This window comes from Bradyrhizobium sp. LTSPM299 (genome assembly GCF_000938235.1).
GTDB lineage: Bacteria > Pseudomonadota > Alphaproteobacteria > Rhizobiales > Xanthobacteraceae > Bradyrhizobium.
In genome coordinates, this window is record NZ_JYMU01000049.1 from 616907 (window position 1) to 629662 (window position 12756).

Sequence of the window (12756 nt, forward strand, 5' to 3'; positions counted from 1 at the left end):
CGGCTACAATGCTGGCAAGTACCCGAACGCGTAGGCCGAAAACGGCAGGCGGATACATTCAATATCATCGAGATTGAGGGCCGATCCCGAGGCAAGCTCGACCCCGCCGGCGCCATGCAGCCGGCGCAGGGGTTCCGACAGGGCGAGGGCGGCGGCGATCAAGCCTACGAACGGCACGCCGACAGTGCGCGACGCGAGCTGGGCTAAGCCGCAGGTGTCGAGCCCGGATTCTCGTAACGCGCTGTACGCGGGCATTGAGGAGACGTCGAGTGCGCTTCCAACATCTTCGCGGCGCCAAATCTGGTCGGGCCGCCGTGACGACGGAAAGGTGTGCAGCGAGAAATTTCGAAAGCCGCCGGGACCGGCGCCTAGCCCGGTTTCCACCACCAGCTCGAATTTCGCGCTGCCGAGATCGGCGCGTGTCGACGCGTTGTCGACGCCGCAGAAGGCCACCGCCGGATCGTGCGGACCGCGCAACGTCCACAGTCCAAAGCGACGCTCTTCAAGCGCGGTGTTGAATCCCGCCGCCTCCAGCCAGCTCGCGACGACGCGGGTTTTCTTCGCTCCGACCAACGGCAAGGACGACAGCAATGACGTGCTGTCGTTCGAGTCCGCGATCAGATCGTAGTCCTGGAGCGTGAGCTCAACCTTGCTGCGGTCGGCATAAGGCAAGCAGGTCAGCAACCATGCGAATGCCTGTCCAAGATTTCCAAGGCCGATCAACCACAGCGAAGAGGGCAAGTAGGAGAGAACAGGCTCGCTCGCGTCTTGTCCAAGCCAGTCCGCGCCTGGGTTCCAGACAGAGAGGCCGGCGGCCCGCCGGCCGGCCATCGGATGATCTTTTGCGTGCCAGGCAAACAGCTCCGCTGCGGTCGCCGCCGCCGCCACGGCGGCGGCGAGTGGGTTCGCCGTATCGTCGGACAGGCGGCGCGTGTCATGACGCGGCACGACACCGCCGCGCCACCCCTGCCAGGTGAGTTGCCATGCCGTGATGTCCCCCGACGGCAACACCGTGCCGATCTGCGCGACCGGCCAAAGCGGATTGCCGGTCGTGGCCAGCGTACCACCGAGTTCGACCACGGCATCTGCGAGGCTGCGCGCGCGCGCAAGTGGAATGAGCAAGGGCGCATCCGGCGCGCCGAGCACTTCGACGCCGCCGAGCAAGGTCCGGCGCGAAAGATTGACCAAAGTGAGAAGCGCGACTTGGTGCGCGATTGAGGTGGCGGCCTCCGGGCCGACGCGGATCGAAGCGCCGAAGCCGCGCAGAATGTCCATCGCGTCGTCGTGGGTTACCGCGCGGCCGCTGTCCATGAAGTACTTGGCCGTGCGGTGCAGTCGCGTGTGATCGATAAGAGCGGTCATGGGATCAACTCCAAAATCCGGTGTAGACGAATCGGCGGCAGCGGCGGTGATTGCGCTCAGCCCAGCGGTGCTCGCCTTGGTACTCGTAGATGCCCAAATCCTCGTAGCGAACCGGCGGCGCGGCGAAGTCGGGAACGATGATGGCGATATGGCCGGGCTGCGCGACCATTGGGTTCGTACGGTCGGACTCACTCTGAATGGCCGTCCCCGGATGCGTATGGATGTCCGCGACCACGGCGAGCTTGCGCGCGCGGCACATCGACCAGAGCTTGGCAAAGGCGTCCGCGCGAAGGATGCATACGCCGCTCGCGTAGGCGGCCGGGTCGAGATCGTCATAATAGACGACATCGACTGCGGCGCGGCGGCTGCCGTGGTCGTGTCCGAGCAGGAACGCGCCGGATTCGTGCCGGCGCTGCGTGCGCCGGTGCAGCTCGGCCATGGTGCGCGCCCACAGTAATGTCGGGCAACTCAGCCGGTGCTCAGGCGCCGCGAATGCCCGAATAATCGTCTTCATTGAGGAGATCATAAAGCTGCTCCAGGTAACAGATGATGCCGCGTTGCGGCTGCCACAGTCGGTTCGGGTGCTTGTGAATCCAGTCGCCGTGGCCCTCGATCGACATGCGGTCGCACGGCAGGTAAAGGCATTGGCCGCACTTCCACTCCGGCCTGAAGACGGACGGAACGATAGAGCGCCCCGCGGGCCAGTGTGGGCCCGGCAGAGGCTTGCGCATCGCGACGTCCCACGGCTGTCCGGTTGCCGGCGTGTGGCGGTAGCCGCTGCACTCGAACCGGAATCCGTATTCGTGAGGCGCGTGCGGGCGGCTTGCCGCAGAAACAGCGATGGTCGCGTGCGGCCAGACGGTTTCGATGTGGCGCCACTTGCCCTCGATCTCTCCGCGCCGGAATTCCGGGGCGGCGAGATCCGCTGCGAGCAGCAACTGGTCGGGAGGCACGACCATAGTCATCGCGTCAGCCCTCAATGCGCTTTTCGGGAACGAGGTCGAAGCAGACGTCGTAGCTCCGACCGTTGACCAGCTCCGCAAGCGCGACGTCGGTCGGCGGCTGGGTCGTGCTGTTGCAGAGCTGCAGCACGTGCTCGCCTGCATCCGTCGGATTGAGCTTAAGCTCGCGCACGGCCCACTGCTTGACGGTGCGCACGCGGGTGCCGGGCGCGAAGGTGCGGTCGATGGTGTGGTGCATGTAATGGACCGTGACTTTGATCTTCTTGCAGCGAGTCACGTGGACCCGCGAGCCGTGCTTGAGGCCGTCGACCGTAGTCTTGGCGTCGTGCGGCAGGGGGCTATCCGCCTCATCGACGAAGGCTTCGAGCTCCTTGTCGAAATCGATCCCGTGCGTTTTGAAGGTCTCGTGCAGGTCGCGCACCGTCGCCGGGATCATGATCTCGGCCTCGGTGACGCCGGCGTTGCCCTCGGCCTGGATGAAGATGATCGTCTTGCTCATCGCTCATTTCCTTTGGTGTGCGGCCCTTGATTGGGCCCCCTAAGGAGAAAGCGACGCCAGGCGGAATTTTCGGGAAGCGCGATTAGGAGACGCCCTGGACGAAATCGCAGATGAAGTAGCACTGGCAATTCGGGCAGCGCCGTGCATCCTCCGGCGCGGGCGCGAATGCGCCACGCTCGATGTCGGCGATGGCGCCGGTGTATTCCTCAAGCAACTTGTCGTCCTTACCCGCCGGAATCGGTACCGCTTCCCGGATGGTAAGGTAATAAGCCTCGATCACGACACGCCGCCCGGGATAGCGCGCCGCAGCGCCGCGGCGGAGCAACGCATAAATGCGGTTAGCAGGATCAGACTTGGTCTTGCGCCCAGTGCGGATGCGCTGCACGTGCACCGTGCCGTCGGGAGCGATGACGACGCGATCAGGCGTCACCGCGATTTGCTTGCGGCCAACATCAACGATCCATTCGCCCTGATCATAGCTTCCCGTCTCGGCCGCAATCACGTCAACCATCGAAGTGATCATGGTTTCGGCGGAGGCTCGGTAATAAGCCTCGAAACCGTGCCCCTTCGGCCCGCGCACCGCCCATTCTTGAGCGAGCTGCGCGAGCGCAGTGGGAAGATCGGACGGTGTGGCGGCGGCGCGCTGCGTTTCGAGCCAGCCGATCGTGCGGAACACGCAGCGGTGGAAGCGGACGTACGGCGAGTCGTCGCGAATGGCGCGAAGCCCGTCCAAGGCCTCAAACTGATAGCGCTGCGGGCACTGTATATAGAGACTGAGCTCCCGCTCCTGATAAAGCGTGCGCGCGCCGGGCGGTGCGAGGGTCCGCGCGGGCCGGGCCGGCAGCGGAGAATCATTGCGCCGCGCCGCCGGGGCCAGCGCGTTGATGGGTGACAGAAATTTGGACGGGCTCGCGGATTGACTGGCGCTGTAGCGTTCGGCGCGGCTCAAGAACAGAAAGTCCCGCGCGCGCGAGAGCGCCACGAAGAACAAACATTCTTCTTCCGCCTCATGATCGGCGGGATGGATTGCCAAATGCGGCAAGCTCGGCGGCGGCGGGCAGCGGACGCCTTGACGGTTCGCCGGCATGTACCGCGTCGCCAGTGCCGGCAGGTGAACAGCTCTGAACTCAAGCCCTTTGCTGCCGTGAACGGTGAGGACCCGCACGCCGTTAAGGTCGGATGCTTCCGAAGCCACGGCTCGGTACATGCGATCGTCATTCAGGGCTTCGATGCGGCGCACGCGCGCCAGCATGTGTTTGCGGGTGGAATCGCCGTCAGCCGCCATTTCACCGCAGACCTTGAGAAGCTGATAAATGGCGACGAGCTGTTGCTGAGCCTTAGGATCGTTGGCCGCCAGCCGCGACTTGAGGTAACCGCTGCGCTCGAAAAGCCATATCGTCATAAGCGTCCAGGGCGAGGTGCCCGGTCCGAAGCCGTCGAGCTGGTTCGCAAGAAGTGCTAGGCCCGCGCTGCCCTGCGGCGTCAGGCCCGGAATCTCCGGGACCCGGCGCAGTGAGTCGAGGATATGCAGATTGTTAGCCTCGGCCCATTTGATGGTGGCAAGCGCATCAGATTTGGACGCGCCGTATTCCGGCAACTGCGCCACCCGGACAAGGCCAATGCCGCCGGGTTCGGCATCGATCGAGATCAGAGCAAGCAAATCGCGGATCTCCTCGCGTTCGAAGAGATCGCCAAGATAAAGAAGGGGTACGCCAAGCTGCTCAAGCGCGCCGGTGATGCGCGCGAGGGTGAGATGGCTGCGCGCCAAGATGACCTGCTCGCTATACGGGATGCCATTTGCGCGCGCTTGCTCGATATGGTCGCGGATGGCGGCCGCCTCGGTCGCCACCGAAGGCGCCACGATCTGGCGGATTGCGCCGACGCTTCCGCGCTGAGCGGTCCAATGTCCGCCGGGCGAGGCCTGCATGCTTGCGGCGAACGTCTGAAACGCCTGCACCACAGGCGAGCCGGAGCGGTAGTTGATGCCGAGCGAGCGTCGCGCACCAGAAAAATCGGTTACGAACCTCTGCACGTTGCTCGGTGCTGCGCCGCGGAAGCGGTAAATGGACTGCCGTTCATCGGCAACGACCCAGACATCGGCTAGCGGTGCCGCGAGCGCCCGCAAAAGCCGGGCGCTCGCGAGATTCACATCCTGGTATTCGTCAACGAGGATGTGCTCGAAGCGGGTCTGATATTCGGCGCGCAAGTCAGGGTTCTGTTCGAGCGCTTGCGCAGCGAGCAGCACCAGATCCCCGAAATCGAGGGCGTCCGCCTTCGCCAGCGCATCCTCATAAATCTCGTAGATGTCGGAAACTTCGAGCGCCTTGCCGGCGGCTTCGCGTTCGTCCTCGGTCACCGCCGCGCTGCGGGCGGCCTCGGCGGCGGCCCGGTATGCCACCGGGGTGATAAGTTCGTCCTTGCACCGCGAGATCGCCCGTAGCACAGGCACGAGCTCATAAGCCGGTTCGTAGAGATTCTGAAAGTAGCGCAGCGGCAGGCGGACCAGGTTTGCTTCGAGCAGGGCGAGCGAGCCGGCTTCGTCCAGAATGCGCACATTCATCGTGCGGCCGATGCGCTGATAATACTTGGTGATGAGTTCGAGCCCGAACGCGTGGAAGGTGCCTACCCACATTTCGATCGCGGCATCCGCGTTGCTCGCGGACAACCGTTCGCGCATTTCTTCGGCGGCCTTGTTGGAAAAGGTGAGGGCAAGGATCGAGGCGGGCGAAGCTCCGTTTTCCAACAGGTGCTGGATGCGATGGACAAGCGTGCGCGTTTTTCCGGTGCCCGGCCCGGCATCGACCAGGAGCGGGCCGGCGCTCCAAGTCGCGGCCTCAAGCTGGCCGGGATCCAGCGTGTAGCTTGGGCTGGGGCTGGCGGGCGAAGGCGCTGCCAGGGGTGGTAGGAGAAGGGCGCGGATAGCCTGATTCAGGACTAGGCCCGGTGGGACGCCTATGTCCTTGGCGATGTCCGCCGGCCTGCGGCCGTGTGCCAGCAATTCTTCGCGAAGCCAATCCGCCGGGCACAGGAACTCGCCGGCAAAAACATCGGCTTGAACTTCCTTGCGTTCGCGCGGTGAGTAGCCTTCAACCCGGCCCGCGCCTGAATCAATCGGATCGCCGCCCAGTCCTGGCGCGAGCGCGGTTACTTCGTTGCGCGGATCACGGTGGAGTTTGTAATGACCGAGTTCATGCGCCGTCACGACGGCCTCGTTTTCCGGACTCTGGCCGCTCGCGACGTTGATCATCTTTGAGGGGCGATCGAGGAATCCATAGACGCCCTTGCTGACGACCGAGCCCGGCGCATAGTGCGCGAGCTGCAGGTCTTCCTCTTCGAGCGCGGCTCCGAGCAATCCGGGTGCCCTGCGGACACCCTTGGATTTAAAGAGAGCCTGGCGGTGGCATTCGCGCGCCTTGAGCCGGATATCCCGCCAAGCGTCCATGCCTACTCCTCGCCAAGCCAATAGCGCTTGTCATCCTCCGACATGGAGCTGGCGCGAATAATCTCCGCGTATGATCGCGTGTTGATGGTGGGCTGCTCATCTGCCTTGGCATGTCCCAATCGCTTAGGTCCTGCCAAAAGGCCGGATATTGCGCGCTCAAGCCAATCGGCGCTCATGCCGAGAACGTCGGTGAGCGTATCCGACAAACGGCGGCCCAACGGCAATCGCATGCGGCCGGAATTCAGTTCGCCCAGAACCATGCGATCGATGTTGATGCACCGCGCAAGCCGCGGAATGTCGAAGCCGGCCGCCGACAAGGCTTGGGGCCATGTCTTTTCCGGGACGGTCTGTGCGGCGGCCGATTCCTGACGCGCGCTGTGAAGTAGGTTCAAGGCATGGCTGCGGCCGCGCGCGAGCATGCTCTCGTCGGGCTGGTCGTCTTGCTCATTCGAATCCGAAGCCCACTCGACGCGCATGGCCGCATGCTCGCGGATATCATCGGCGAACTGCGGATACCGGCGCGTCCACTCGTTCAGTTGCTCTGCGGTCGGGTTGTCGCAAGTCTGGTGGAATGCAAACAACACTTCGTCCCGGTCGGGGATTCTGTCTTGTTCATTCATGGGCGGCTCCTATCTCAATCTTGAGGAAAGCTTTGATCTCGGCGACCCACTCCCCCGCGGTTTTTGCGCTGATCCCGAGCTGCTCTGCGATCGACGTCGTGCCGATGCCGGGGCCAAGCGGGCATCCATCCATGTGCAGGCGGAAGGCCTCGCGTTTTCTCGGATCAGTAATCCTGTTCAGCAGCCGCTGAACGTCAACGACCTGCTCGCTCCCCTCGTCGGGCGGCTCGATCGTTTCGATCACCTCTTCCCCGTGATCGGTGACGCCGGCCTGCGTCTTGTACGGCTGGTTGCGGAGCGCATATTTCCGCTCCGCCCGGATCGCGTCGGCGAGGCGGAACTCGACGCACGTCCTGAAGGTCTTGCACAGGGCCTGGCCGTCCTTGGAATCCGGCTTGAGCACGGCGACGATCAGCTGGTGATGCGCGCGCCAGATAATGTCCTCACCCTCATTGCGTTGGTTCTTGCCGACCAGCCTCTTGATGATGCGCAACAACTCGCCCGAGACGTGGGTGATAAGGTCGGCAAGAACACGTTGGTCGCCATTCGGGCCGATGCGCTGTATCGCGGCGACAATATCTTCGGGCCGGAGCAGGCGCAGCCGGTCGCCGGCGGCTACGCTCCTCCAGCCCTCAAGGTCGAATGGCAAGGGCGGTTCCTCTGGCGTCTTTGCACCTGTCTTCATGTCTTACCTCGCGATCCGTAAGGGCGGCCCTACCTTGGAAGCGACCGCACATCGAAAATTCCGGAAGCGGGCTCCGAAAATTTCTTCAAGCGCAGATTGTGTTAGGTAAGCCATTGAAATAACAAAAAAATAGCATCGTGTTAATGTACCTTGCAGGAAATGACCGGGGATCGGACCACTCACGCCGCCTCCGAACGCGGCTGCGGCGGGTTCGCGGCCACCGGCAGCGTAACGCCGGTGATTGCGGCACCCAAGGCTTTTCGCGCGACCTCCAGCAGGTGCTCGTGGTGCGTGAAGAACAGTACTTGCGTCTTCTTGGCGAGCTCGCCCAAGACGCGGAAGCCGGCCGCCCCGCGCTTGTCGTCGAAGTTGATGAACAGGTCGTCCGCGATGAATGGCATGGGCTCCGCATGGTCGAGATAGTCCTCGATCGCGGCGATCCGGAGCGCGAGGTAGAGCTGGTCCGCGGTGCCGGTGCTCATGCCGGCAACCGGGACCCGACGGCCGTCGCGGCGCAGGCCGGCGAGGTGCATGTTGTCGTGTTCGTCGAATTCGAGTTGCAGCGTTTGGAAAGACCCGCAAGTGAGGATGGCGAACAGCTCGCCCGCGCGCTTGAGCATGGGCGCCTGCTTTTCCCGCCGGTAGCGGTCGATCGCCCATTGCAGCAATACGATCGCAGAGCGAAGGCGCACATATTGCTCGGCGATCTCGGTCATCTCGGCGAGCGCTGCCTGCCGATCCGCGGCGTCTCTCGCCGCCCGGTCGTCCCCGCCGATGGCCCCAAAAGCCTGGCGGGCGGTGTTGCGGGCCTCGCGCGCTTCCATCTGGCGAATGTGCAATTCCTGCACTTCTTCGGTGACCGTCTGGTCTTTGGCCGCGATGGCATCCGGGTCGATGCCCGAGCACTCGGCGTCGAGTTCCGTAACCGAAAGACCATCGCCATCCTGCATCAGCGCGGTCGTGATCCGATCAAGCTCGGCCTTGAGCTTCCGCGTCTCGTCGGAGCGTTGAATTGCGATCCGCAATTCGTCGGTCGACGCGACGCCGGCCTTCTGCTGGAGCTGTGTAATGGTTTCGCGCGCTTCACGGCTCGATTCGCGGCATTGATCGGTTTTCTCCTGCAAGCCGGCAACGTCGGAATCCTTCGCGGCCTTCAGGTCCCGCACGCGCGCCGCGTCTGCAGCCTGGCGATCGAGCTCCAAGACGGCCTCGTCGGGATCCGTGCCGGCAAGGCGCGGTGCAATGGCTTGCGCCAAGGCCGCCACGTCGGCCTCGAACACTTTCACATCGCGCTCGATCTTTTCGATACGCTCATGCCGCAGTTCGTTGATCCGGACTGCCGCCTCGCGCATGTCGTCGATGGCGTCGATCTGCGCTTCGGCCGTCTCAGGCGTCGCCGTCGCGGCGAGTAGCAGCGCCTTCAGGGCAGCTTGCCACGCGCTCGTCCACTCCGTCCACTCCGCCTCGGCCTTTTCCAGATCCTTGCGTTTGCGCGCCACCGTGCCCGCCGCCTTGCGGTGGGCCTCATTGAGATCGCGGGCCGTCTTGGCGGCGTTTTCGTGCCGACGCTCCTGCGCCGCCGCCGTCTCGATGACGAGATGGAGCGGCTGGGCAGCCAGAGAGGTTGTGGAAACCCCCAACGTCTCGAGTTCGGCCATGACGAGACGTTTGCCTTCGTCCTCGCGCTGTTGCCATCCACCTGTATGCCGCTCAGCCGCCGAGAGCCGCGCGTTCAGGTCCAGGATCTCGGACCGCGTGCGCAGCCACTCGATCATCAAGTCTGGATCTTGCGGCGTGATGGAGCCGGCCGACCACAGCGCGGCCCAGCCGGCATCCCGGGTTGTGCGTTCTTGCGCCAATGCCTGTTCTTCCAGACCCAAGGATTCCAGCAGATCGTCCTGCTCGCCGATCTGGCGGCCAATGACCGCAAGCTGCGCGGCAGCGTCGGCGTGCTCGAAGCGTCGATCGGCAGCCCTGTCTGCACCGCGCATTGCGGCCTCGAACTCCTGCGCCAACGCATCGGGCGGACCGAAGGCCGCCATCTCGTCTTCGGAAACCGCAACACCTTCTACATGGCGGCGCCGGATGATCGACCAGCCGGTGTCACGCCGGCCGCGCAAGCGTTCAAGCTCGTCGGCAGCCACGACGTGCGCGTCGGCGACGATGCGTTCATGGGCTTTCCGGTGCCGGACACGCTCCTGTTCCGCATTGCGGATCCGTTCGCCGCAGGTACGCTGCCGCTGCTCCAGGCTGCGGCAAGCGTCTCGGTGGGCCTCAACCGAAGCCAGCGGGGGAACCACCATCGATTCCAGGACGACAGCATCGGCGACTGCCGGCCGCAGGGCCTTCAGCAAGCGTGCAATTGCGGTTCGCGCCTCCTGCTCCTCGCGTTTCGAATTGGCGATTTGGCCGGCGATGTCGCCAAGTTCGCGCGTGCCCTTGATGACCGTCGCGAGCTTCGAGACATCCGTCGCTGGCCCATGGACTTCGATTTCCGCTGCGATCTCGCCGAGTTTCTCCTCGGCTTCGGCCACGGCGCTCTGCGCATTCTGCACCGCGCCAGATTGCGCACCGCGGCGGTTGAGCAAACCGCGAAGGACCGCAACCTTGGCCTTGGCGGGAATGCGCGCGATCAACCGATCGATATCTCCGCTCCATTCAAGCTCGCCGGCGAGGCGATTGAGGGTTGCTTCCGCCGCGGCCAATTCCGCCCGCCGCTTGGGGAGATCGGCTTTCTCGGCGCGCACCTGAATACGGCGGTCATGAAGCTGCGCAATGTCTTCGGCACGTGTCAGCAACGCATCGTCGAAGATCAAGGCCGCGCATTCCGTCTCACGCGCCGCGATCTGCTCGCTCAGGGTCGCGATGCGCGCCGTGGCGGCAGCTTCGTCTTTCGCGGCCTTCTCCAGGATATTGGAAGCGTCCGCATCAAACGGGATGACCTCGCGGAGCGCGTCGATAGCGCTTTGAGTCTCCGCGCGCTTTCCCACGTTGCGGCAGACCCTGCGGATGCGGTTGAGCTTGCGCAATTCCGCCGATTTGAGCTCGATTTCGCTTTCGATGACGCCATAGGCATCATTGGCCGTCTCGAACGCGCTCTTGAGGGACTGCCACTTGGTCGCCGTCACGACATTGTCGCGCATCGAGGCCTCGGCGGCCTTCAGTCGCTCTTCTGCTGGAAAATACTTTCGGTGCGCCGCGCGGCGCGCCGCCCAAAGCGAGTCGGCTTCCGCCTCCATGGCCTTGAGCGTCTCGCGCAGGCCCGTGATTCCGGCGCTTGCCGAGAACAGCATCTGGCCGACATCGTCTTGCGCTTGCAAGATTTCCTTGCCGCCTTGGCGCAGGCGCTCGTGATCGAGGCTGAACATGCGTGTGAAGAAGCTCCGGTCGGCGCCGGCAAGAAAAGGGGCAAGCGCACCCTCGCCCGAAGAGATGGGCGTGTCATCGTCGCCCAGCAACGTATCCTTGTTGCCCTTGCGTCGGCGCACCTTGAGCGTATCGCTCCCCTTCTCCAGGAGCGCCCCCACGCGCATGGTGTTGTACTCGTGCAGGAAGTTGCGGGACGAATTGGTGGGGATACCAAAGAGTAAGTCTTCGACGCCGTTCATCGCCGTGGACTTTCCGGCCTCATTCTCGCCGAGCAGCACCTGAAAGTCCGGCTTGCCGGCCGGCAAGGCGATGGTGGCGTCCGTGAAGTGGCCGTATCGGAGCAGATCAAGCTGCCGGAAGCGCATGGTTACACCTTCTCTGCTGCGAGGCGTGCGCTGAGATACGCTCCGCCATGGGCGATCAAGCTTGCGATGTTGCCGTCGATGGCTGCTTTGAGCGCAGCGTCGTCCGTATCTGTGCGGATGTCGTGGGGCAGCTTGCGGACAAGATCGCCTAGATCCGTCGCGAGCCGCGCCTGCAGTTCGGCGTCACTGCCAGCGCTCTCGATGATACGCTGAAGGTCGCCCAACGCGTCCTTGCGTGAGGCTGCGGTTTCGGGGCTCGCGGTCGCGACGACGAGACGCTCGATCCACGCTACCTCCTCGCCCAAGCCGAGAGCTGCAGCCCTTGCCTCCGCAAGGAGGTGATCTGCCGACGCGAGCAGTTCGCCGTGCAATCCGGTCTGCCCCGTCAGCTCGATTCTGCACGCGAGCAGACGCCCTTGCGCGTCGCGCTCGACAGCCACTTCGATAGCCTGCCGAACGCGCTCGACGGCGTCGGCAGCAGCGCTGCACCGTTCCACCGGAACCGGCAAATGGATCCAGCGCACGCAGTCAACATGGAGCGGCGAAATCTCCGCGACCTGGCCGTCCTCGACCGTTACCAGCGAAGCGCCTTTCGCGCCGCTTTCGCGGATGTGACGGCCCTGCAGATTGCCGCAGAACACAACATGCGGCCGCTCGTGGAGAACAGCGGCTTGGTGCACATGCGCGAGCGCCCAATAGTCGTAGCCCTTGTTGATCAGGTCTTCGATGGCGCATGGCGCATAGTTCGCATGTCCCGGCATGCCGCCCAAGCCGGTGTGCAAGACGCCAATGTTGAAACAGCCGGTAACTGGTGACGGATAAGCGGGGACCAAGTTGTCCGTGATGTCACGCTGCCGGAAGCTCTGGCCGTGCAGGGCGACGTTCAGATGCGGCAGCCGGAAAGTTTCAGCCTTGCGCGCCGAAAACACGCTGACATTGGTCGGCAATGTGAGCTTGCGCGTGATCTGGCTTTCGGCATCGTGATTGCCGTGGAGCAAGAAGACGGGGATCTTGGCCCGCGCCAAGCGGCCCATCTGCTTCACGAAAAAAAGCCCGGTCTGATAATCGCGCCAATCGCCGTCATAGAGGTCGCCGGCGATTACGACGAAATCGACCTCTTCCTCGATTGCCTGGGCAACAAGATTGTCCAACGCCACGCGCGTTGCGGTGCGAATCCGTTCGGCTGCCGCGCCTTGTTGACCGGAAAGCCCCTTCAAGGGGCTGTCGAGATGGATGTCGCCAGTATGAATGAAGCGAAATGGCTGCAATACAATGTCCTCCGAATCGAATCTCGTGGCGATCACCTGTGCAGTGGCGGTTCCGCTACACCGGTTTGTCCCTCACTAGGTGAGCGAAATCCCGCAGGGTTTTCCGGAAGCGCGGGCCAAAAAGATTTTGGAAGCCTAGTTGAGATCGAACATAAAGAGAACGCGATAGTCCAGCAATCCGCGC

The 12756-nt window shown here is 63.7% G+C and carries 9 protein-coding genes; all 9 read right to left on the reverse strand.

The annotated features are described in order from the left end of the window. Positions 1-3 precede the first annotated feature (3 nt). Positions 4-1362, reverse strand: a complete 1359-nt coding sequence (locus UP10_RS26140) for a BilD N-terminal domain-containing protein (protein WP_050043808.1) — start codon at positions 1360-1362, stop codon at positions 4-6. A gap of 4 nt (positions 1363-1366) precedes the next feature. Continuing rightward, on the reverse strand, positions 1367-1876 hold the full coding sequence (locus tag UP10_RS26145) for a Mov34/MPN/PAD-1 family protein (RefSeq protein WP_044590032.1): 510 nt from the start codon (positions 1874-1876) through the stop codon (positions 1367-1369). Next, positions 1842-2327: a DUF7665 family protein gene (locus tag UP10_RS26150; RefSeq protein WP_044590033.1), complete on the reverse strand. Its 486-nt coding sequence runs from the start codon at positions 2325-2327 to the stop codon at positions 1842-1844. Before UP10_RS26150 ends, UP10_RS26145 begins: the two co-directional genes overlap by 35 nt. A 4-nt stretch (positions 2328-2331) precedes the next feature. After that, entirely contained in the window at positions 2332-2823 is a 492-nt protein-coding gene (locus UP10_RS26155) for a hypothetical protein (RefSeq protein WP_044590034.1), read from the reverse strand. A gap of 82 nt (positions 2824-2905) precedes the next feature. Further along, positions 2906-6265: an ATP-dependent helicase gene (locus UP10_RS26160; RefSeq protein WP_044590035.1), complete on the reverse strand. Its 3360-nt coding sequence runs from the start codon at positions 6263-6265 to the stop codon at positions 2906-2908. Between the two features lie 2 nt (positions 6266-6267). Next, a complete protein-coding gene (locus tag UP10_RS26165) occupies positions 6268-6885 on the reverse strand; it encodes a hypothetical protein (RefSeq protein ID WP_044590036.1) in 618 nt (205 codons plus the stop codon). After that, positions 6878-7570: an RNA polymerase sigma factor gene (locus UP10_RS26170; protein ID WP_044590037.1), complete on the reverse strand. Its 693-nt coding sequence runs from the start codon at positions 7568-7570 to the stop codon at positions 6878-6880. The genes UP10_RS26165 and UP10_RS26170 overlap by 8 nt, the downstream gene beginning before the upstream one ends. A 179-nt stretch (positions 7571-7749) precedes the next feature. Beyond that, complete coding sequence (locus UP10_RS26175; protein ID WP_044590038.1) at positions 7750-11304, reverse strand: ATP-binding protein; 3555 nt, start codon at positions 11302-11304, stop codon at positions 7750-7752. Between the two features lie 2 nt (positions 11305-11306). Then, positions 11307-12608, reverse strand: a complete 1302-nt coding sequence (locus tag UP10_RS26180; protein WP_283807678.1) for a metallophosphoesterase family protein — start codon at positions 12606-12608, stop codon at positions 11307-11309. Positions 12609-12756: the final 148 nt, after the last annotated feature.